We start from the raw sequence: 23,052 nt of genomic DNA on the forward strand, positions 1-23,052 counted from the left end.
GATATGCAAAGCGATAATAATCAGGAAATGTTTCCCATCGTAGACGAACAGGGAACTATTACAGGAGCTGCTACACGCGGCGAATGCCATAGCGGAAGCAAGCTATTGCATCCGGTTGTCCATCTGCACGTATTCAACTCAAAAGGTGAACTTTACTTGCAGAAACGCCCTGAATGGAAGGATATACAGCCGGGCAAATGGGATACCGCCGTAGGCGGACACATCGATCTGGGAGAGAGTGTAGAAATAGCTTTAAAGAGAGAGGTCGCCGAAGAATTAGGTATCACGGACTTCACACCGGAGCTCCTGACAAGTTATGTCTTTGAGTCTTCCCGTGAACGGGAGTTAGTCTTTGTGCATAAAACAGTATACGACGGAGTAATACATCCCAGCGATGAATTAGATGACGGACGTTTCTGGAGCTATGAAGAAATCAAAACGAATTTAGGAAAAGGTGTCTTCACACCGAACTTTGAAAGTGAAATAGAAAAAGCAGGGATTTTCTCTTCTACTTCCCCCAAAGAGGCTGTGTAGAAACTCTTTTCACTACGGAGTAACACAGAGTAGCACAGAGTCTTTTTATTAATAATCAACAACTTAAAATCGTCTCTGTGTTACTCTGTGTCCTCTGTGGTGAGTTTTGACACATTAAATCACTTCTTTTCTATCCAACTGATAATAGTCTCAGAAAAAGGACTTTCTTTAGGAGCTGCGAAACCGACCCAATTTCCGTTTTCGTCAATCATAAACTTCTGAAAATTCCACTGTACGGGCGCATCCTGCTTCCCGTTCAGCTTCTTCTCAGTCAGCCACTGATAAAGTGGAGCCATATCTTTACCCTTTACCGAAATCTTGGCCATCATCGGGAAAGTAACATCATAATTTGCCGAACAGAACTTGGCTATCTCTTCGTTCGTACCCGGTTCTTGCCCCATAAAGTTATTGGCAGGAAAAGCTATAATCACAAAATTCCGATCTTTATACTGATCGTACAATTCCTGTAACTCGGCATACTGCGGCGTCAGTCCGCACTTGGAAGCGACATTAACCACCAATACCTTCTTGCCTTTAAGGTCTGCCAGTTTATACTCTTTGCCATCTATGGTCTTCACAGAGAAGTCATAGAACGATTTACTCTGCGCAGCCATCGATAATGAGAGTACCAAGACTGCTACAAAAGAAAAAATTGCTTTCATATTCTATTATTTGGTTCATCAAATAATTAACAAGCAGCTCGGACAGAATGTTTGAAAACGTTCTACTCCTCAGACATCGAATAAGGTTTAGCCTCCTTGGCAAGCCCTCTCTTCTTGTTTGGAGAAGCAGACATTTCAAATTCAAGTATTCCCCCTGCCAAGAGATCGGCATGGGTAATATACATTTTATCGTAAACTTTTCCGTTGAGCTTTACCTGTCGAACATAGCGGTTGCGATCGTTCACTTTCGGCGCTTTTATCTCAAAAGTGTTTCCATTAGGCAGATTCATACGGATGTATGGAAGATAAGGTGCTCCCAACACGTATTGATCGGTACCCGGACAAACGGGATAGAATCCCATTGCCGTAAACATATACCAGGCAGACATCTGCCCGCAATCGTCATTGCCCCCCAGGCCGTCAATATCATTTTTGTACATCCGGTTCATCACCTCACGCACCCAATATTGTGTTTTCCAGGGCTGGGAAGTCCATGCATACAAATAAGGAATATGATGACTGGGTTCGTTGCCATGCACGTACCCTCCTACCAAACTCACTTCGGCGATATCTTCATTCTTTTCATAATATTTCCGGGGAAGTGCCATAGAGAAGAGTGTGTCCAGCCGGTTGACAAATTTCTTTTCACCACCCATCAACCCGATCAATCCGGTTACATCATGCGGCACATGGAAAGAGAAATTCCATGAGTTTCCTTCAATAAAACCTTCACCGTAGGTCTGCATAGCATCAAACTCTTTCTTAAATTCACCGTTGCTATAGCGAGGGCGGGCAAAACCGACAGAAGCATCAAAAACATTCCGATAATTATCCGCCCTTTTCTTATAAATATCGGCTAACCGTTTATCTCCCGCCAACAAAGCCACCCGGTAAATGGTCCAGTCGTCATAAGCATATTCCAACGTAGTAGATGCAGCCGTTCCACTCTGATCAAAAGGCACATATCCCAATCGTTTATACGCTTCAATGCCTTCATAATAAGACACATTTGCCGTATGATTCATCGCCGGCAAAGCCTCCCGGACGGATATTCCGGCACCTTTGACAATCGCGTCAGCCAAAGCAGATACAGCATGATAACCGCTCATACACCAGCCTTCATTCCCCATCAGACTCCATACCGGCAGCATGCCATGCACACTCTGCTGCTGATGCCGAATCATAGACTGCACCATGTCTCTATTCTGCCGGGGTTTAAGCAAATTCAAAAAAGGATGTTCTGCACGGTACGTATCCCATAAGGAGAAAATAGTATAATTGGTAAATCCTTCGGCTGTATGGATATTATGATCGAGCCCGCGATAACTACCGTCTACATCCATATAGACAGACGGATTAATCATCGTATGATACAGTGAAGTATAAAACATGGCAAGCTGGTCAGGGGTTCCTTTGGCCTCAAGCACATCCAATTCACGATTCCATGCCGAATGTGTCTCGGCTGCCAGCCGGCTGAAAGTCTTTCCGCCGGCCTCAGCCTGCAAATTTTTTAAAGCCCCTTCTGTGCTCACTGCCGAAAGAGCGACTTTAATTATCAGTTCCGGATTCTGCCGGGTATCGAAGTTGAAATAAGCCACCAGTTTTCGTCCGGTCATTTCCGGGAAATTCCGGTCGGTATTGAACCGTCGCCAGAATCCTTTATACAAAGCCTTCTCTTTATCTGTATATCCATAGTCTTTGATGGGTTGAGACAAGGATATGGCAAAATAAGTATAGTTGGTGCGGGCCCACCCGTTCGTGATACGATACCCCGTCAGCAATGTATCATTTTCTACGCGTATATTAGCCCACAACGTTTTCCCGTCATAATTATAGATGCCGTGTACCAGGTCAAGAATAATGCGTCCGTCGGCACCGTCCGGAAAAGTATATTTATGTATCCCTACCCGTTGGGTAGCTGTCAACTGTGCTTTTATACCGTAATCTGTAAGCTCCACTTCATAATAGCCCGGACGAGCCACCTCAGTTTCATGGCTGAAACGGGAACGGTATCCTTCGCCTGGGGTGTCCGCCCTTCCGGGATTCAGTTTCAATTCACCTGTAGCAGGCATAATCAAGATATCCCCCAGATCAGAATGTCCCGTACCACTCAAGTGGGTATGACTGAATCCTACTATTGTTTGATCGCGATGCTGGTACCCGGCACAATATTCATATGCATTTTTTTGATAAACTCCATCCACATTGTGAGGAATTGTATCCGTATCAGGGCTCAACTGTACAAGTCCGAACGGAGCGCAGGCCCCGGGAAAGGTGTGCCCCATACCATTGGTTCCGATAATGGGATTGACAAGTGCGCATACATCCGGTACCGCCGGCTGTTGAGCCGTCACTGTCGTAAATGCCGGGATGAATGCCAGCAAGGAAAGTGCTTTTTTCTTCATAATCTTATTATTGTGATGTGTTGTTGATATGCAAAGATAGCCTTTTTCAACAATTCCGTTCCACTTCATTCCCACATTTTGCCATTTCACCTGCCAATCTTTCCACCTCGCAATTTTTCATCAACAACAAAAGTTTCAGCGATCTACCTTTGTACCGATATTCAAACACTTAAGGATTATGTTTAAAGCTATCGTACGTTTTTCTATAAAGAAGAAACTATTCGTAGGACTCACTACCCTCTTTCTTCTTATCGGAGGCATTTATGCGATGATGACCTTGCCAATTGATGCCGTACCGGACATCACCAACAATCAGGTACAAATCGTAACTGTCTCGCCGACACTTGCCCCACAGGAAGTAGAGCAACTGATCACAATGCCCATCGAAATTGCCATGAGCAATATCATGAATGTGGAAGATATCCGTTCGGTAAGTCGCTTCGGACTATCGGTAGTGACAGTTGTATTTAAAGAGAGTGTACCGACCTTGGATGCCCGGCAACTGATTAACGAACAGATACAATCCGTAGCAGGAGAAATTCCATCGGAATTGGGTATGCCGGAAATGATGCCCATCACTACCGGATTGGGAGAAATCTACCAATATATCCTAAAGGTAGAATCCGGTTACGAAAACAAATATGATGCGATGGAACTCCGCACAATTCAGGATTGGATGGTGAAACGCCAATTATCCGGCATACCGGGTATTGTGGAAATTAACAGTTTTGGCGGATACCTGAAACAATATGAAGTAGCCGTTGATCCGGATGCGCTCTTTTCGCTGAATATCACCATCGGTGAGGTGTTCGAAGCTTTAAGCAAAAACAATCAGAACACCGGAGGAAGCTATATTGAGAAGGCTCGAAATGCTTATTATATCCGTTCAGAGGGAATGATCAGCCGCACTAAAGACATCGAGCAGATTGTTGTTGCCAACCGCAACGGCATTCCTGTGCACATTAGTGATGTAGGTACTGTCCGCTTTGGAGCTCCAAAGCGGTTTGGCGCAATGACCAAAGACGGAAATGGTGAATGTGTAGGAGGCATTGCGATGATGTTGAAAGGAGCCAACGCCAACGTTGTGACACAAGAGTTGGAAAAAAGGGTAGAAAAAATACAGAAACTATTACCCGAAGGGGTAAGTATAGAGCCTTATCTGAATCGTTCGGAACTTGTCAACCGAAATATCTCCACCGTCATACACAACCTGATAGAAGGTGCAATTATCGTATTCGTAGTACTTATCATTTTCCTGGGTAACGTACGTGCAGGGCTCATCGTAGCCTCAGTTATCCCACTGGCCATGCTGTTTGCATTTATCCTTATGCGTATTTTCGGTGTGACAGCCAACCTGATGAGTCTCGGTGCCATCGACTTCGGTATTGTGGTAGACGGTTCTATTGTAATAGTAGAAGGTATATTAGCTCACCTCTACGGCAATAAACTAAAAGGCCGCACTTTATCAAAAACAGAAATGGATGAAGAAGTGGAGAAGGGTGCTTCGGGGGTAGTACGTTCGGCTACATTTGCCGTTTTCATCATCCTGATCGTATTCTTCCCCATCCTGACTCTGAACGGAATTGAAGGAAAATATTTCACTCCAATGGCAAAGACACTGGTATTCTGCATTATCGGAGCCCTATTACTCTCTCTGACTTATGTACCGATGATGGCTTCCCTCTTCCTGAAACACACCATTGTGGTAAAACCTACGTTTGCCGACCGTTTCTTTAAAAAACTTAATGTCATATACCAACGTTGCCTATGCTTCTGCCTGCGTTTCAAATGGCAGACAGTCACTATAGCTTTCGCTGCTTTAATAGGTTCTTTCTTACTCTTCGGACGTTTGGGAGCAGAATTTATCCCTACTTTGGACGAAGGCGATTTTGCCATGCAAATGACATTACCGGCCGGAAGTTCACTCTCTGAAAGTATTGAAGTATCCAACCAGGCCGAAAAGGTTTTGATGGATCAATTTCCGGAAATCAAACATGTAGTTGCCAAAATCGGAACTGCCGAGGTTCCTACCGATCCAATGGCTGTGGAAGATGCCGATGTGATGATTGTAATGAAACCCTTCAAGGAATGGACCTCTGCTTCGAGCAGGGCAGAAATGGTAGAAAAGATGAAAGAAGCCCTCCTGCCTTTAGAGAACCGTGCAGAATTCAACTTCTCCCAACCCATTCAGTTGCGTTTTAACGAGCTGATGACCGGAGCTAAGGCTGACATAGCGGTCAAGCTATACGGCGAAGACACTCACGAACTTTATGCAAAAGCGAAAGAGGCTGCAAAGTTTGTCGAACAGATTCCGGGCGCTGCCGATGTCATTGTCGAGCAAACCATGGGATTACCCCAACTGGTAGTAAAATACAACCGGGGGAAAATAGCCCGTTATGGCATTAACATCGAGGAATTAAACACAATGATCCGTACAGCTTATGCCGGCGAAGTAAGCGGAGTAGTATTTGAAAACGAAAGAAGATTCGATTTGGTAGTACGCCTCGATCAAGAGAAAGTGGCAGACCTGAACCTCGATAAACTCTTTATCCGTACTTCAGAAGGAGTACAGATTCCTGTCAGCGAAGTGGCAAGTATTGACCTGGTAAGCGGTCCGCTCCAAATTAACCGGGATGCCACTAAACGCCGCATCGTGATCGGAGTCAATGTGCGCGATGCCGACATTCAACAGGTAGTATCAGAAATCCAACAAACATTGGACAAAAACATCCGGTTGAAACCGGGATATTATTTTGAATACGGGGGGCAGTTTGAAAATCTGCAGAACGCCATCCGTACACTGACTATCGTAATACCGGTAGCCCTGATGTTGATCCTGTTGATTTTATTCTTCGCTTTCAAGAATGTAACCTATACACTGGTGGTATTCTCTACAGTGCCATTATCATTAATAGGTGGTATTCTGGCTCTTTGGCTACGCGGACTCCCGTTCAGTATTTCGGCAGGAGTAGGATTCATCGCATTGTTTGGGGTATCTGTGCTCAATGGAATTCTGATGATTAACCACTTCAACGACTTAAGAAAACAAAATAAATATGCCATGACCACTAATCAGATTATAAAAAAAGGAACACCACACCTGCTACGTCCGGTATTCCTAACCGGGCTGGTAGCTTCACTGGGTTTCGTACCGATGGCCATTGCCACATCCGCCGGAGCTGAAGTACAACGCCCACTGGCAACTGTTGTAATCGGAGGCTTGATTCTATCAACCATATTGACCCTGATTATCCTTCCGGTTTTTTATAAAATAGTAAATGCGACAAGTGCCGGTTGGAAACAACCTAAGAGACGGTTGCATCTGTTCATCCTGCTGCCGGCACTTCTGCTGAGTGCCACCGTCACAGCACAAGCGCCACAAACCGTCAGCCTGGAACAAGCAATAAAAATAGCCAGACAGAACCATCCAAGGCTTAAGACAGCCACAACCGCCATCCGGCAGGTACAGGCCACAAGAGGTGAGATTGTAGAAGCCTCCCCTACCACATTCAGTTACTCCTGGGGACAACTGAACGGTGAAAACAAGAAAGATAAAGAAATGGTTCTCGAACAAAACCTGGGTTCACTATTGACACCGTTCTACAAGAATACTCTTGTCAACCGTCAAGTACAAACCGGCACTTACTACCGCCAAATGGTAGAAAAAGAAGTAACGGCAGAAGTAAAACGTGCATGGGCTTATTATCAGTATGCTTCAGCAATATGTTCACTTTATCGCGACCAAGATCGCATGGCTGCTGAATTAAAGCGCATCAGCGAACTGAGATACGAACAAGGAGAAATCACCCTGTTGGAAAAAAACATGATGACTACATCGGCTGCGGACCTGCACAACCGACTCTTTCAGGCACAGGAAGAAGAAAAAATGGCTCTTACCCGTTTTCAATGGAGTTGCTACGCAGATGCGCCCATCATACCGGAAAACACGAGCATGCAGCTCTTCCCGACAAATATTCAGCCAGGAAGCGTATCCGAAGCCCATCTCGGATTTTTCAACAGCCAGATTTCCGAAACACGGGCAGCACTGAACGTAGAGCGCAGTCGTTTCTTTCCGGAAGTCAGCATAGGATATAGCCGCCAAAATATTCTGCCCCTGAAAAACCTGAATGCATGGATGGTGGGGGTATCATTTCCTATCTACTTCTTACCACAAAAGAGCCGGATCAGACAAGCAAAACTTGCCGCTTCTGCCGCACAAATACAAGCAGAAGCCAATATTCGCGAATTGAACAATAAAGTTACTGAACTGAGTGCCACCTTACGCCGTCACGAAGAGAGTCTCCGGTTTTATACCTCGTCTGCACTCAAAGAAGCAGACGAATTAATCAAGGTGGCTAATCTACAATTGCAACACAGCGAAACGAGCATCGCGGAATTTATCCAGTCGGTCAGTGCCGCACGTGAAATACGCAAAGGTTATATCGAAACGGTATATCAATATAACATCGCCTCACTGGAGTATGAACTTTATCAATAACCTGTTGAAACATAAATAATATGAAAAGAATATTTTATCCCATTCTCTTGTTGGCTCTTATAGCATGCAAAGAGACAAAACAAACTTCCGAAACAGCAACAACAGCTCCTTCCATCGCTAAGGTACAAACAGATACTACTGCTACGCAAGTGGATGGAATTACATCAGCCACCTCAAAACCCAATCAAGTATCTTTCAACGGAACTATCGTACTATCTCCCCAACGCCAGGCCACCGTAGCCCTTACCATGGGAGGAGTAGTAAGAAACACTTCACTTTTACCGGGACAACAGGTGCAGAAAGGCACCCTGCTGGCAACCCTTGAGAATCCGGACTTCATCATGTTGCAACAGACCTACCTTGACAGTCATGCCCAAACAGAATATTTGCAAGCGGAATATGAACGCCAAAAGTCACTCTCAGCCGAACAGGCCGCTTCGCAAAAAAAGTTTCAACAGAGCAAAGCAGACTACTTATCAATGAAAAGCAAACTGGAAGCTACAGCTGCACAACTTTCCTTATTAGGTATTACCCCTGAAGAATTATTGAAAAGTGGTATACAGCCTCTGTTGCAGGTGAAAGCTCCTATAAGCGGCTATATCAGCGATGTAACCATGAATATAGGCAAATACATTCAACCCGGCGAAGCGCTTTGTGAGGTCATTGACAAGTCATCTCCCCTACTCTGCTTGACAACTTATGAAAAAGACCTGGCGGATATGAAGGTAGGCAGCCCCGTCCAATTCCGGGTAAACGGCATGGGCAAAACAGTATTTAAAGCTACCTTGGTCTCAATCGGGCAGAAAGTAGATGAAACGAGTCGTTCACTCGAAGTATACGCCCGGATTGACAGCACCGCTCCACAGTTCCGTCCCGGCATGTATGTAACAGCAAGAATACAGAAATAATCCGGTAGATTATCTTATCTTTGTTCCCATGAAAAGAATCAGAGCTCTATATAACGATAAATACCTTCTGTCCACGGTTATCATTTCAATGGCTGTGGCGGTACTTATCCACTTCCCCGAATCCGTCTCCCTCTTTGACGGGTTTGAGAGCCATACCCTTTTCCCGGGCATGAAATTTGCAGATGTAGCCAACGAGATTATCTTCACTTTCCTCTCACTATTGGCCCTGTTCGCTGTCAACACAAGATTGTTTCATTTCAATCAGACCTCGATGAAAATCACGTGGCAAAAGATTGTTCTCTCTTTTGTACTGACCTGGATATTGAGTAACCTATTGGGACAATGTTTTGTCTATCTGCACAAAACATTCGATATTCCCGCAATCGATGCCATGGTACACCACTACCTGCACCCATTACGCGATTTTATCATGTCATGCCTTGTCACCAGCAGTTGTTACATCATCTACCTGATCCGCCGTCAACAACAAGTAATCATTGAGAATGAACAATTGCAGGCAGAGAACATACGCAACCAGTTCGAAGTATTGAAAAACCAACTGAATCCACATATGCTATTCAATTCGCTCAACACGCTGCGTTCACTCGTCCGTGAAAATCAGGACCGGGCACAAGATTACATTCAAGAATTGTCACGCGTATTACGCTATACATTGCAAGGCAACGAATCTCAATCTGTCACCTTACGTGAAGAAATGGATTTTGTATCGGCCTACATCTTTCTTTTAAAAATGCGCTTTGAAGATAATCTGCAATTCGAAATTGACATAGAATGTAACCTTGAAGATTATTTTCTACCACCTATGTCGATACAGATGTTAATTGAAAACGCTGTAAAACACAATGAAATCAGTAACCGTCGTCCGCTCACCATCACAATCGTCACCGATCCGGAGGGCAGCCTCTCTGTAAGTAACCCTATCCAACCTAAACTGACAGCAGCCACCGGTACCGGCATCGGACTGGCTAACCTCGACAAACGTTACCATCTCTTGTTCCGGCAGGAAATACAAATCACAGAAGATAGTAACTTTACCGTTCGTATACCCCTCATCCGGAAATACCCATGAAAACAATTATCATTGAAGACGAAAAAGCAGCAATACGGAATCTGACTTCACTCCTCACCGAAGTCTGTCCGCAAATAGAAATGGTGACGGAACTCGACAGCATTGCCGGCACCATCGAATGGTTTGCCAGCCACCCTATGCCTGAATTGATATTTATGGATATCCATCTGGCGGACGGTTCGGCATTTGAGATATTCGAACACATCCACATCACATGTCCCATTATTTTCACGACTGCCTACGACGAATATGCTTTACGGGCCTTCAAAGTCAACAGTATCGATTATCTGCTGAAACCCATCGGACGAAAAGATGTAGAACAGGCACTGGAAAAGTTATCTCTCTTCAGTTCCAACACATCCAGACCCGCTGGCCTGGAAACAGACGAACTGTTGAAACTGATACGTTCATTAAAAAAACAAGAAAGCTATAAAACCCATTTCCTGATTCCAGTGAAAGGGGATAAACTACTCCCGGTTTCGGTCGATATGATCATGTTGTTCTATATCAAAGACTGCCAGGTGAAAGCTGTCCTGACAGATAATACGGAATACTCCTTTCCACAGACTCTTGATGAGTTGACGGAATGTCTGGATCCGGCACTCTTTTTCCGCGCAAACCGACAATACCTGCTTTCACGAGAAGCTATCAAAGATATAGACCTCTGGTTCAACAGCCGCCTCTCCATCAATCTACGCCATCCGGTTGCGGGGGAAAAGATTCTGGTGAGCAAGGCACGTGTAGCCGAGTTTAAAGAGTGGTTCTGTGTTAAATAATTAAGGAATAAAAAACAAATATTAATGCAAGCTTGCAGGATACCCCTGCAAGCCGTATCTTTGTAACCCTAATTCTAAATACTCAAATATGGCTTTCACCAACAACGTAATGATTGTACGCCACAAGTTGCTGGCAAAACTGGTAAATCTCTGGAAAGAGAACAAACTGACTAATGAAATTGACAGACTTCCCATTGAACTGAGCCCACGCCGTTCACGCCCGCTCGGACGCTGCTGCATCCACAAAGAGCGTGCAGTGTACAAATACAAGCTGTTCCCGTTGTTGGGCTTCGACATGACAGATGAAACAGATGAACTCACTCCGCTTTCAGAGTATGCCCGTCACGCCCTGGAGCGTAAAAACGAACAAAAAGAAAACATACTCTGTGTCATCGACGAGGCGTGTTCATCCTGTGTACAGGTCAATTACGAGATAACCAACCTCTGTCGTGGTTGTGTGGCTCGCAGTTGCTACATGAACTGTCCTAAAGACGCTATCCGCTTCCGGAAAAACGGACAGGCAAAGATCGACCATGACGCCTGTATCAGTTGTGGAAAATGCCATCAAAGTTGCCCGTACCACGCCATCGTATTCATTCCGGTACCCTGCGAAGAAGCCTGCCCTGTGAAAGCCATCAGCAAAGACGAAAACGGTATCGAACACATTGACGAAAACAAATGCATCTACTGTGGCAAATGCCTCAACGCTTGTCCTTTCGGGGCTATCTTCGAAATCTCACAAGCCTTTGATGTGCTCGAAGGTATCCGCCGCGGTGAAAAAATGGTTGCGATTCCCGCTCCTTCCATTCTCGGACAATTCAACACATCGATCGAGGCAGTATACGGTGCACTCCGCCAAATGGGATTTGCCGATGTGGTCGAAGTGGCTCAAGGAGCCATGGATACCGTAAGCCACGAAGCTGCCGAACTGAAAGAAAAGCTGGAAGAGGGACAACCATTCATGACAACCTCTTGCTGCCCATCCTACATCGAACTGGTAAACAAGCATATACCGGGAATGAAGCCTTATGTTTCTTCTACCGGATCACCGATGTATTATGCCGCCCGTATCGCCAAAGAACGCCATCCGGACGCAAAAATCGTATTCATCGGCCCATGCGTAGCCAAACGTAAAGAAGCCCGTCGCGACGAATGTGTAGACTATATACTCACTTTTGAGGAAATGGCTTCCATCTTCGAAGGATTGGATATCCAGCTTGAACAGACACAACCGTTCTCTGTACTCTACACTTCAGTGCGCGAAGCACACGGCTTCGCACAAGCCGGAGGCGTGATGGGAGCGATTCAGGCATATCTGGGCGAAGAGGCAAAGAGATTCTCTGCCATCCAGGTTTCAGACCTGAATAAGAAAAACATAGGTTTACTGCGTGCTGCTGCCAAAACAGGCAAAGCGCAAGGACAATTCATCGAAGTCATGGCTTGCGAAGGCGGATGTATCAGTGGCCCCAGCGCCCATAATGACGCTGTCGGCGGACGCCGGCAGTTGAACCAGGAACTGATAAAACGCCGCGAATCATATGAAGAGACTCATAGATAAATTAAAAGAGGAACACACCCTCACCAACGAAGAGTTTGCACACCTGCTATCGCATTATGATGACGAAACTCTGGCATACATCAACCTGCAGGCACGCGAAGTGGCAAACGCACACTTTGGAAAAGGGGTCTACATACGCGGACTCATTGAAATAAGTAATCACTGCCGGAACAATTGCAAATACTGTGGTATCCGGAAAGATAATTGGCAAGCCGACCGATACCGCCTCAGCAAAGAAATGATTCTGGATTGCTGCGAACACGGCTACAAGCTCGGCTTTCGCTCATTCGTTCTTCAGGGAGGAGAAGATCCGAAACGATCTGATTACGACATGGAGGAGATCATCGCGGAAATCCGCCGGTGCTATCCGGAGTGTGCCATTACATTATCCATCGGCGAGAAACCATCGAAAGCCTACGAACGCTATTTCATGAAAGGAGCCAACCGCTACCTGTTACGTCACGAAACAATCGACAGGGGACATTACTATTGTCTGCACCCTTACGAAATGTCCAACGAGAGGCGTATCAAATGCCTCCACGAGCTGAAACGAATCGGTTATCAGACAGGAACAGGTATCATGGTGGGCAGCCCTCTTCAAACTGTAGAATACTTGATAGAAGATATCCGCTTTATTGAAAGTTTTCATCCGGAAATGATTGGCATCGGCCCCTTCATTCCCCATCAGCGAACTCCATTTTGTGACGAAAAGCCGGGCAGCGTGGAACTGACCCTGTTACTGCTTTCCATCTTCAGGCTGATGCACCCCCAGGCGCTGATCCCTTCGACAACGGCATTGGCAAGCTTGGCACCGGATGGAAGAGTACGTGGCATCCTTGCCGGAGCCAATGTGGTCATGCCCAATCTGTCACCCATTATTGTGAGAAATAAATATGACCTGTACGACCAGAAAGTAGCTTTCGGTGCCGAAGCTGCCGAAGGACTTGCCTTGCTGGAAAAGCAACTGGCAGATGTCGGATATCACATCGACTACAGCAGGGGAGACTATAACGACTAATCAATAAATGATATGTATAAAGTAGATTCACCTGATGCCACCGACTTCATCGACCATCAGGAAATAATTGAAACTCTGGAGTATGCCTGTGCGCACCGAAATGACCGGAAACTGATTCGGGAACTGATAGAGAAAGCCCGCACTTGCAAAGGACTCACCCACCGGGAAGCTGCCATATTGCTGGAATGTGTTGAAGAGGACCTGACTGAAGAAATATTTCGTCTTGCCAAAGAAATCAAACAAAAATTCTACGGCAACCGCATCGTAATGTTTGCTCCGCTTTACCTATCCAATTATTGTGTCAACGGTTGTGTATATTGTCCGTATCATCTCAAAAACAAAACTATCGCCCGCAAAAAACTGACTCAGGAAGAAATACGCCGGGAAGTGATTGCCCTGCAAGATATGGGACACAAACGTCTGGCACTTGAAGCCGGCGAAGACCCGGTGCGTAACTCCATCGACTACATATTGGAATCTATCCGCACCATCTACAGCATTCATCATAAAAACGGAGCTATCCGCCGGGTGAACGTAAATATCGCCGCCACAACAGTAGAAAATTACCGCAAACTGAAGGAGGCGGGTATCGGCACCTATATCCTCTTTCAGGAGACATATCATAAAGAGAACTATGAACAGTTGCACCCCACAGGCCCCAAAAGCAACTATGCCTACCACACCGAAGCCATGGACCGTGCCATGCAAGGGGGAATTGACGATGTGGGAATGGGAGTCCTGTTCGGACTGAATACATATCGTTACGATTTTGTAGGCCTGCTGATGCACGCCGAACATCTGGAAGCTGTCTATGGTGTGGGACCACATACCATCAGCGTTCCACGTATCTGTTCGGCAGACGACATCGATGCCGGAGACTTCGAGAATGCTATTTCCGATGAAATCTTCCGGAAAATAGTAGCGGTCATTCGCATCAGCGTCCCCTATACCGGCATGATCATCTCTACACGCGAATCACAAAAAACCCGTGAAAAAGTACTCGATCTGGGCATTTCACAGATAAGCGGAGGCTCACGGACCAGCGTAGGTGGATATGCCGAAACGGAAACTCCGGAGGAAAATTCTGCGCAGTTCGATGTCAGCGATACCCGTACACTGAACGAAGTAGTTAACTGGCTTCTGAAACTCGGATATATTCCCAGCTTCTGTACAGCCTGCTATCGTGCGGGACGCACAGGTGACCGGTTTATGTCACTTGTCAAATCGGGGCAAATAGCCAATTGCTGTTCACCCAATGCGCTGATGACCTTACAGGAGTATCTGGAAGATTATGCTTCGGAAGAAACGAAAGTCCGCGGAGCGGCCATGATAAAACAAGAAATGCAACACATCCCCAATCCCAAAATCCGGGAAAGGGCCTTGGAAAACCTGAAGCAAATAGCAGCGGGAGAAAGGGATTTCAGATTTTGAAAACAACTCCGCTCTCCAACCGCCTGCATATTGCCCTGTTTGGTAAGCGAAACAGTGGCAAGTCGTCATTGATCAATGCACTGACCAATCAAAATGCTGCTTTGGTATCGAATATCGCCGGTACCACTACCGACCCTGTATACCAACCGATGGAGATACACGGCATCGGCCCGTGTGTATTCATCGATACGGCCGGGTTCGATGACAACGGTGAACTGGGGTCCCTGCGTATCGAACGGACTGTGCAAGCAGTAGACAAAACCGACATTGCACTGATGGTTTGTTGTGATACGGAGTTATCCGAAGAGAAGCGATGGATAGAACTGCTGAAAGAAAAAGGCATCCCCTATCTACTGATACTGAACAAAGCCGATCTGTCAGAAAACCCGGAAGAAACAGCCAACGAACTGGAACGGCAGACAGGAGAACGTCCTCTGATTGTCAGCGCCAAAGAGAAAACAGGCATGGATTCTATCTGCAGGTCCATCCTCCAAAAACTACCGGAACTGGGCGGACAGCCGGATATTATGGGCGATCTGGTTAACAAAGGCGATGTAGTTCTACTCGTCATGCCACAAGATATTCAAGCTCCCAAAGGACGGCTCATCCTGCCACAGGTACAGACGCTACGCGAATTGCTCGACAAGAAGTGCATCACCCTGAGTTGCACTACCGACCAGTTAGACAGTGCCCTGAATGTTTTGTCAGCCCCTCCTGCACTGATCATCACCGATTCACAAGTCTTTAGGACCGTATACGAGAAAAAGCCGCCACAAAGCCGGCTGACCTCCTTTTCGGTATTATTCGCCCGATACAAGGGAGACATTGACTACTATACCGAAGGAGCGTATATCATAGACCAACTGACGGAAAACTCCCGTGTCCTGATAGCCGAAGCCTGTACCCATGCTCCCCTGTCCGAAGACATCGGCAGAGTGAAACTTCCGCGAATGTTGCGCAAACGGATCGGAGAGCAACTGCATATCGATATTGTTTCCGGAAATGATTTCCCTAAGGACCTGAATTGTTACGACCTGATTATCCATTGTGGAGCATGTATGTTCAACCGCAAACATGTTCTGAACCGGATAGCCAAAGCTAAAACGCAAGGTGTCCCGATGACTAACTATGGGGTAGTTATCGCATATATCAATGGTATTTTAGAACAGATAGATAAATAGGCTATCCCCAATACCCTAATAGTATTAGCTCAGAAAAAAGGTTATTGCAATGTTACAGATGCAAAAGTGCAATCAAACCATAACCTGAAACAACAGGGAATTTATCCAAGGAGTCCGATATATTAAGAATATTATTTTATCTTATATATGATAAAAATCGGGTTTTCATTCGTGTTTCTCTTTTGCAATTCTTGTGGTATAGTAATTTTTGTTTGTTCTTCAAACGTCTCTATCTCGTAAGGTGTCACAACCTGCACCAGATTATTTCCTAAAGAACGTCCCCATACCGGAAACTGGTTATACCCCTTACTACCTACCATGCCTAACTGCATATTGATATCAGCCAAGTTGTAAGCACTTGTCTCAGGAATATCACACTGTTCCACAACTGTTTCTCCACTGTGTTTATCCACCGAAGCCACATAATACTTCTCATTCAGCATCATGCGTAAATAAAAACGACGAGGTGTCTCAAAAATATCGTTTACGAAAATATCACCGTTAGCAGGGAATTTTTTAATATCTCGAATATTGAGTCCACGAATAACCTCTTCATCCGAATTGCCTAATCCGGCCACTAAAACAGGCTGTATGGTGTCTGCCGACAAACGAAAAACAGTATCGTTACTGGCTGTTTTAAACAAGACTGAAGACTGCTTTCCACCTGAAGGTGAACCCATTACTCCAAATGTAAAACCTGAATCTTCTCGAGGCACCAACGGTGAATAGAAATCATTCTTGGTGATTATCGCCTCGCCATCCTCTTGAAATATACCAATACCAAAACTGCCACCCTGGAAAGGCATAAGAGGCATGGCGATGGCGCCAATGCGCTTACTACCGAGATGATGAGCATAGATGATGGGAGAATTTATAGGTAGGTCTTCCACAAACGTGCCTTCCAATGTATATACGCCAACCTTATTGCCGATGACGTAGAAACGGTTATCAGTCTCATCAGCCTGTATAAAACCTATCATACCATTAAAGTCATCGGGACCTTGACCTTGGCGAAGAAATGTACGTAAGAAGTGTCCTTGGCGATCGAACAGTACGATACGAGCTTCCTTGCCCACCAATACATAAATATATTTGCTTGTGATGGCAAAATCTACTACACCGTCTATCAATGAAGCATTGTCACTGGTCATTTCTAAAGGGATATATTCGACTGACTCTATCTCATCAGCAATAGACAAAGTTGCCGGCGAATGAAGTGCTTCACGAACGGAAGCGGTTAATAGACCCGTTTGGTTGACTTGATTTAAATTACAAGATGCCAAAACAAATACGCTAATGGCAACCATGAAAAAAGATTTTGTGTTCATCATGTTTTAAAGTTATATTTTGGTCAAAGATACAAAACATTTATTATGTTACCATTTTTCCCCCGAATATTTTTCTATGAACCGAAAAGATATGTTCAAGAAAACATCTCTGTAATTTTGAGATCAGACAGCACAGCGTAATAAATTGTGAATGTTATAATTGGATCTTATAACATTCACAATCTATCTACCTAATCTTCAGTGGAAATTCCTGTTTCAGTATTGAAACTCTTCCCCTTTGACATACACCCGATAATCCTTTATCATACCAGGGTATCCTTTTTCCGCACGGGGCAGATAGCGGAAACCGGTTACAGTATAGTCACCTCCCAAATCAATAACCAACTGATGCGGATAAGCATCACGGGCAACAGTCATCCAATAAGTAGATTCCTGAAGATCGAACACTTTATCTCCCGTACAGTTACCACTACGCGTCTCTTCGCTATCGGCATAACGTATCCGCCACTTTTCACGCGAAATCGGTTTGCCGTCTGCTCCCAACACATCGAGTTCGGCAATGGCTGCGATCTTCTTTCCGTCTTGGGCCGAAAGAGCTTCGAGGCAGAAGAAGCGTCCGGTATACTGACGATCCAAACGGATCTCCTGCCATCCGTTACCCGGAGTAAACGTACCTGTAGCAACAGGAGTTTCCTGCTTCAGATTCAGTTGTTCACCTTTCTTTCGATGGGTAGAAGCACCTTCATTACGCAACCAATCCAGTATGGGTTTCTTCAGACCGTGAACAGAGGCTTTCTCAGGTCCCTTCAGATCAAGGACAATTATTTCATTTTCTCCCTCTTTCAGCCAACAACCGGGCATAAAAAGTGTTTGTTGCGGACCGATCTCCCAAAAACGTCCGATAGCAATACCATTGACCCATACCATACCTTTACCCCAGGTACTCATGTCAAGGAACGTATCGCCGGCTTTATTCAAATGGAAAGTGGCCTTATAATAAGCAGGCATTGTCTGGACCGTTCCACTTTTATATTTTTTGTCTTGCACAAATGAGTAATCGACCGGGAAATTGAAAACTGTCCAGTTCTTCAACTCCGTGGTTTGCTTATCACAGACAAGTTCTACTTTCTCAGTGATACCTTTACGGTCATGGATGGATTCATCGAAGTTGACACGCCCCATAGCTTCTACCAGAATATCGATGCAGGTCCCTTTCTTCAAAGCTGGCAGCTGCAAAGTGAATTCACCACGACGGCGATCGAGGCGAGCCAATAGTTTACCATCCGCAAAAACCTGTGCCCAATCGTGTACTTCTGTAATCTTCATCGTCGTACCGACATCTACAGGCTGCTGTAAAACAGTCCGATACAAAATAGTTCCCCATCCCTGATCGAAAGCTTCCATCGGTTGTATATCCGTGCTCTGTTTCGCTTCCGGCAGATTGGCAAAGAGGGGAGCCACCCGCGTAAACTTCACCTCGGGTATCTCTATGACCGGAAAAGCTACGGGAACAGCCGGTAACTTTTCACCTGCAGGCAGATAGTTTTCCAGCAGATCACGCAGTTGGAAATATTTATCTGTAGCCCATCCCGGTTCACTGATGGGAGCGTCATAATCATACGAACTGCACATAGCAGAATAAGCAGGGTTGTTGGCACCTCCCCAATGGCCGAAAGTAGTACCCCCATGTGCCATATAAAGACTGAAAGAGATATTGCGGTCAAGCATATCCTTTATGCCCTGTACCATACTCTTAGCGGGACGAGTCTCGTGTTTGCGCCCCCAATGATCAAACCACCCACTCCAAAACTCGCTGCACATCAACGGTGTGTCCGGACGAGCCTCCTTAAGACGTTTGAATTGTTGCTCAATGTTGGCTCCCGTACCAAAGTTGATAGTCCAAAGCAGATCGTCCAGACCATTCCGGTCGAAAGTACTGCTCCAATCACATTGGAAAAGGGGAACCTCAGTAAACCCGGCACTTTTCACGATGTCACGAATCGCCGAGACATAAGGTTTATCAACAGCATAGGCACCGTATTCATTTTCTACCTGTACCATAATGATATTCCCTCCCCGGGTAATTTGCAAAGGTGCGAGCTGCTTGCCAACTTCCTTCATAAAAATAGCTGTACGCTCCATGAAGTAAGGATCGAGTGTACGGAGAGCGATATCTTTCTTCTTCAATAACCACCAGGGAAGTCCGCCCATTTCCCATTCGGCGCAGACATAAGGACCTGGACGGACAATAACGTACATTCCGTGCTTCTGTGCCAGACGGCAGAAAGCTGCTATATCATTTTGTCCGGTAAAGTCAAATTTACCCTCAGTCTGCTCGTGAATGTTCCAAAACACATAAAGACAAATGGTATTCATCCCCAATGCCTTACACATCTCGATGCGATGTTCCCAGTAAGGTGCGGGAATACGGGTATAATGCAACTCGGCAGCCTTTACTGTGAAAGGCTTGCCATTTAAAAGGAAGGTATTCTTCCCGATCGTAAAGTTCTGCGCCGCGACAGGCAACGAAAAAATCAGTACGAGAAGTAAAATCAGTTTTTTCATGTTATTATTGTATTGTTCTTGGGTTTTATTGAATCATTATTATTTAAGCCTCATCTTTATTTTTCCGAAGCAAGGCAGCGCTTCAAGGGTTTTGCAAAAATTCCCCCATGCTATTTCGGGATAATCCCAGCAATTGTTGACATACAGGATCAGTTGGTCATCCGGTTGTTTATTGATCCGGCATGCCACCGAAGCATCTGTGGACAAAACCGAAAGCTGATGGATAGAAGGGGAAGCTGTCGAAAGAGTATAATAATAGATGTTTTCTTTCATCCCCTTAGCGGTTTGAGTCAACGGGTAGCGGCAATTGGCTCCTGCATCTGCCCAATAATAATAGTTGTGTGTATCGTCTCCCCAAGGTTGAAGGGGTTCTTTACCGTAAGCAGCCTGCTTCGAAATGTATAAAGCAGTCTTTCCTTCATTTCCAGCAAAAGCTTTTTCCGGATAATAGTTCCAATACCCTTTACGTTTCCAGTCCAACTGCTGTATGGCATCTGCCAGATGGAAAGACAAACCTGTTTCACGCAGAAATCCGTTGGGAGCTCCATCTGTCAGGTAATCCACCTCCAACTGTCCATCGGGAGTTATTTTTATCGAAAAATCAACAGTTACCTCCTTATAATTTCCGGCAAGGTCGATATATACATCTCCGTTTGTTTCCTGCCGGTAACTGAATGCACTTTTCTTCCAGTCCTCTTCCAAAATCATAAACCGCGTAGCTGCTTTGCGTACTTCCGCTCCTGTCAAATGATTCAGGTTAATATACAAGTTCAGGAAAGGTCCTTTTTCTATCAGTACCCGGTCGCCGGCTTTGGCTTGTGTAATCAACCCTGTCTCTTTACTGAACGGTATTTCAAAACCTTCCCCACGAATAATCACCCAATCATCGGTTTCTTCCACCGATAGCTTATTTCCGTCAAGCACAGGTGGAAAAACAATCTTCTCCGTTCCGAGTATCGGACGGTAAGTGTCGATCAGGCTTCCATCGGCCGTCCAAAATTCAATCAACAGATGCTCACCTTCTTCCCACCGGTCAGCGGGGATCACTATGCTCCCTTTCTGATGGGGCGGAATGGCCGGAAGTGCAAGATTCTTCTTCATCCCCCGATAAGTATAACTCATCTGAAGTTCGTTCAGGCTCGTATGATCAAAGCGATTATAAACCGGAAGCACCAAACGCTGTCCGGAAGTGAAGTTACGAATATCATCAACTAACAGACGCACCGGCGAATACGCTTTCTTCGTAGCCCAAAATTCCGGTTTCTGACGTCTCCATACATCTACGATTCCCCACTCACCATAACCTACACAATTACCTTGATAGCCTTCGGGCTTGGCTGTGTGGGCAAACTCTTTCCAGAACGAAGTACCGGCTTTGGGCACAGGCAAAGCAAAAGTTTCATCTACATACCCCCAAATAGCTCCTCCCAATCCTCCGGGCGCATCAAACAGTCCACTCCACATCATGTCAAGTGATTTTCCCCAGAACTCACGGATATTCGGGTCAGTCTGCAAAGTAGAATAAGTATAACAGGCCGGATGTGCCCATTCGTCAAAAAGAGCAGGAATCCCATGTCCCTGAAAGTGGCGGGTATTCATTCCCCATTGCGAAAGGTTACCGTTCACATCCTGATAGTGCATACTGAGTATATCATAAATTTTCTCCTTTGTGTCTACCGATCCCGGATAACTGAAAATAACGGGACGAGTCGTGTCTGTTGCCTTCACCCAGTCCCAACAAAGCTGAAAGTTAGTACCATACACACTCTCATTACCGATACTCCAAAACAAAATAGACGGATGAGAGCGGAAACTCTTCACCATCTCCTGACACTGTCCCAGATAACGGTCAGTATATTCGGGATTGCTTTGTGTTTTACCGGGAGCATAGTTTTTCTGCCGATAAGTATCTACAAAACAGACAGCAGTCTCACTCTCTACATACACCCCATAACGGTCACAGTATTCCAGGAATCTTTCAGAAGGAGGATAGTGCGACGTACGTACAAAGTTCATGTTCGCCTCTTTGAACAGAAGTACATCAAGGCTGTCCAATTCAGCGGTAGTGGTTCGTCCCAGAGTGGGATGAATATCATGCCGACAGGCTCCGCGCAATTTCACAGGCTGTCCGTTCACCAACATACGATTACCTGCTATTTTAACTTCACGAAATCCCACTTCACGGATAAAACGGCTGATTTCTTTCCGATCCTGCAGAAGTACAACAGTCAGGGTATATAAATTCGGATGTTCAGCATCCCACTTCAACGGACGTGAAACAGGCAGTGACCAGACGTGTTCTTCTGCTCCTGCCTTCAACGGAAAACAATCCTGAGGAAGTTGTACAGGTTTTCCGTCAGGGGCTGTCAGCTGCAACCGGACTTCAGCAGGTTCATTTCCGGCAGATGTACAGGCAAAACGAAGGACAGCATCCCGGTACAATGAGTCTAAATGAGTCTCTACACTAATATCGTAAAGATGGGTAACAGGTAACGTAAACAAAGTCACATCCCGAAGAATCCCTCCAACAGGGTGATGTGCATATCCCGAAGCATAAGAGATTTCGTCCAGCCGGTCGGTCACTTCCAACTGTATTTCATTTTTCTTCCCTGGACGAGCCTGTGCTGTTATATCGGTTTCCCAACGAGTAAATCCACCGTGATGTTCGCGCACCAACTGCCCATTGACACTTAATTTAGCATGGCTGTAAACTCCGTCAAAACGGAGAATAATACGTTTTCCGGCATAATCGGCAGGAATAGTAAACGATTTCCGGTAGAAAAAAGGCTTGTCGTGTTCTATGGCATATCCTTGCATAGCTGCCTCACCGGGAACTTTAATTGTAGTCCATTTGCTTTGGGGTGAATATTTAAATTGCCAGGTTCCATTTAGCAGTATCACAGGCTGTCGAACTCCTTCCTGTTCCACAGGGATAGTATAAGCAGGATACGAAGAAGAGGTAAAAGGTGCAGCGGTAGCCGACGTAGCAGAAAACAAGAAAAATAGACCGACCACTACAGTAAACAAAGAAAGTCTCAATTTCATGATATACGATATAAGAGGGTTAATTGAAGGTACAAAGAAACAAGAAATATCATTTACAAAAAATAGACTTTATTTCTTAAAAGATGGACAAT

General features: G+C 45.5%; 14 protein-coding genes. 9 read left to right on the plus strand and 5 right to left on the minus strand.

Annotated elements, in window-relative coordinates; all coding sequences use genetic code 11:
- Positions 1-3: 3 nt before the first annotated feature.
- Positions 4-534, plus strand: a complete 531-nt coding sequence (locus JZY04_RS14605) for an NUDIX domain-containing protein (protein WP_122142691.1) — start codon at positions 4-6, stop codon at positions 532-534.
- A gap of 119 nt (positions 535-653) precedes the next feature.
- Here the strand turns inward: JZY04_RS14605 and JZY04_RS14610 are convergent, their stop codons facing one another.
- Both JZY04_RS14610 and JZY04_RS14615 read right to left on the minus strand, forming a co-directional pair.
- Positions 654-1,196 (minus strand): glutathione peroxidase, encoded by a 543-nt coding sequence (locus JZY04_RS14610; RefSeq protein WP_005781482.1) that lies wholly within the window; start codon positions 1,194-1,196, stop codon positions 654-656.
- A 62-nt stretch (positions 1,197-1,258) separates the two neighbouring features.
- The gene (locus JZY04_RS14615) at positions 1,259-3,601 is read right to left on the minus strand and encodes a GH92 family glycosyl hydrolase (protein WP_122142748.1); all 2,343 of its coding nucleotides are present in this window, start codon (positions 3,599-3,601) and stop codon (positions 1,259-1,261) included.
- A gap of 178 nt (positions 3,602-3,779) precedes the next feature.
- Here JZY04_RS14615 and JZY04_RS14620 point away from each other — a divergent pair, with 178 nt between their 5' ends.
- The 8 genes from JZY04_RS14620 to hydF all read left to right on the plus strand — a co-directional run bounded on the left by JZY04_RS14620 (position 3,780) and on the right by hydF (position 16,061).
- Positions 3,780-8,099 carry a CusA/CzcA family heavy metal efflux RND transporter gene (locus JZY04_RS14620; protein WP_122142692.1) on the plus strand — a complete coding sequence of 1,440 codons (4,320 nt, stop codon included), beginning with the start codon at positions 3,780-3,782 and terminating at the stop codon, positions 8,097-8,099.
- 20 nt (positions 8,100-8,119) lie between these two features.
- Positions 8,120-9,007 (plus strand): efflux RND transporter periplasmic adaptor subunit, encoded by an 888-nt coding sequence (locus tag JZY04_RS14625; RefSeq protein WP_005808529.1) that lies wholly within the window; start codon positions 8,120-8,122, stop codon positions 9,005-9,007.
- A 28-nt stretch (positions 9,008-9,035) separates the two neighbouring features.
- On the plus strand, positions 9,036-10,097 hold the full coding sequence (locus JZY04_RS14630) for a sensor histidine kinase (RefSeq protein WP_005808531.1): 1,062 nt from the start codon (positions 9,036-9,038) through the stop codon (positions 10,095-10,097).
- Positions 10,094-10,873 carry a LytTR family DNA-binding domain-containing protein gene (locus tag JZY04_RS14635; RefSeq protein ID WP_032529800.1) on the plus strand — a complete coding sequence of 260 codons (780 nt, stop codon included), beginning with the start codon at positions 10,094-10,096 and terminating at the stop codon, positions 10,871-10,873. The genes JZY04_RS14630 and JZY04_RS14635 overlap by 4 nt, the downstream gene beginning before the upstream one ends.
- Positions 10,874-10,961: 88 nt before the next feature.
- Complete coding sequence (locus tag JZY04_RS14640) at positions 10,962-12,431, plus strand: monomeric [FeFe] hydrogenase (protein WP_005781492.1); 1,470 nt, start codon at positions 10,962-10,964, stop codon at positions 12,429-12,431.
- The gene (hydE, locus tag JZY04_RS14645; protein WP_022011090.1) at positions 12,412-13,449 is read left to right on the plus strand and encodes a [FeFe] hydrogenase H-cluster radical SAM maturase HydE; all 1,038 of its coding nucleotides are present in this window, start codon (positions 12,412-12,414) and stop codon (positions 13,447-13,449) included. The genes JZY04_RS14640 and hydE overlap by 20 nt, the downstream gene beginning before the upstream one ends.
- Positions 13,450-13,461: 12 nt before the next feature.
- Positions 13,462-14,880 (plus strand): [FeFe] hydrogenase H-cluster radical SAM maturase HydG, encoded by a 1,419-nt coding sequence (gene hydG, locus JZY04_RS14650; protein ID WP_122142693.1) that lies wholly within the window; start codon positions 13,462-13,464, stop codon positions 14,878-14,880.
- Entirely contained in the window at positions 14,877-16,061 is a 1,185-nt protein-coding gene (gene hydF / locus JZY04_RS14655; protein ID WP_122142694.1) for a [FeFe] hydrogenase H-cluster maturation GTPase HydF, read from the plus strand. The genes hydG and hydF overlap by 4 nt, the downstream gene beginning before the upstream one ends.
- A gap of 131 nt (positions 16,062-16,192) precedes the next feature.
- Here the strand turns inward: hydF and JZY04_RS14660 are convergent, their stop codons facing one another.
- From JZY04_RS14660 to JZY04_RS14670, 3 genes are all read right to left on the minus strand, one after another.
- Positions 16,193-17,389, minus strand: a complete 1,197-nt coding sequence (locus tag JZY04_RS14660) for a 6-bladed beta-propeller (protein ID WP_181996418.1) — start codon at positions 17,387-17,389, stop codon at positions 16,193-16,195.
- Positions 17,390-17,605: 216 nt separating this feature from the next.
- Positions 17,606-19,915 carry a beta-galactosidase gene (locus JZY04_RS14665; RefSeq protein WP_122142696.1) on the minus strand — a complete coding sequence of 770 codons (2,310 nt, stop codon included), beginning with the start codon at positions 19,913-19,915 and terminating at the stop codon, positions 17,606-17,608.
- A gap of 39 nt (positions 19,916-19,954) precedes the next feature.
- The gene (locus tag JZY04_RS14670; protein WP_122142697.1) at positions 19,955-22,960 is read right to left on the minus strand and encodes a glycoside hydrolase family 2 TIM barrel-domain containing protein; all 3,006 of its coding nucleotides are present in this window, start codon (positions 22,958-22,960) and stop codon (positions 19,955-19,957) included.
- Positions 22,961-23,052: the final 92 nt, after the last annotated feature.

It is taken from the genome of Bacteroides sp. 11BF (assembly GCF_019633765.1).
Lineage (GTDB): Bacteria > Bacteroidota > Bacteroidia > Bacteroidales > Bacteroidaceae > Bacteroides > Bacteroides hominis.

What these genes read in the sequence shown, in the direction of transcription:
- JZY04_RS14605 (WP_122142691.1), top strand. Translation starts at nt 4, where the DNA reads ATGCAAAGCGATAATAATCAGGAAATGTTTCCCATCGTAGACGAACAG.
- JZY04_RS14610 (WP_005781482.1), bottom strand. Translation starts at nt 1,196, where the DNA reads ATGAAAGCAATTTTTTCTTTTGTAGCAGTCTTGGTACTCTCATTATCG.
- JZY04_RS14615 (WP_122142748.1), bottom strand. Translation starts at nt 3,601, where the DNA reads ATGAAGAAAAAAGCACTTTCCTTGCTGGCATTCATCCCGGCATTTACG.
- JZY04_RS14620 (WP_122142692.1), top strand. Translation starts at nt 3,780, where the DNA reads ATGTTTAAAGCTATCGTACGTTTTTCTATAAAGAAGAAACTATTCGTA.
- JZY04_RS14625 (WP_005808529.1), top strand. Translation starts at nt 8,120, where the DNA reads ATGAAAAGAATATTTTATCCCATTCTCTTGTTGGCTCTTATAGCATGC.
- JZY04_RS14630 (WP_005808531.1), top strand. Translation starts at nt 9,036, where the DNA reads ATGAAAAGAATCAGAGCTCTATATAACGATAAATACCTTCTGTCCACG.
- JZY04_RS14635 (WP_032529800.1), top strand. Translation starts at nt 10,094, where the DNA reads ATGAAAACAATTATCATTGAAGACGAAAAAGCAGCAATACGGAATCTG.
- JZY04_RS14640 (WP_005781492.1), top strand. Translation starts at nt 10,962, where the DNA reads ATGGCTTTCACCAACAACGTAATGATTGTACGCCACAAGTTGCTGGCA.
- hydE (WP_022011090.1), top strand. Translation starts at nt 12,412, where the DNA reads ATGAAGAGACTCATAGATAAATTAAAAGAGGAACACACCCTCACCAAC.
- hydG (WP_122142693.1), top strand. Translation starts at nt 13,462, where the DNA reads ATGTATAAAGTAGATTCACCTGATGCCACCGACTTCATCGACCATCAG.
- JZY04_RS14660 (WP_181996418.1), bottom strand. Translation starts at nt 17,389, where the DNA reads ATGAACACAAAATCTTTTTTCATGGTTGCCATTAGCGTATTTGTTTTG.
- JZY04_RS14665 (WP_122142696.1), bottom strand. Translation starts at nt 19,915, where the DNA reads ATGAAAAAACTGATTTTACTTCTCGTACTGATTTTTTCGTTGCCTGTC.
- JZY04_RS14670 (WP_122142697.1), bottom strand. Translation starts at nt 22,960, where the DNA reads ATGAAATTGAGACTTTCTTTGTTTACTGTAGTGGTCGGTCTATTTTTC.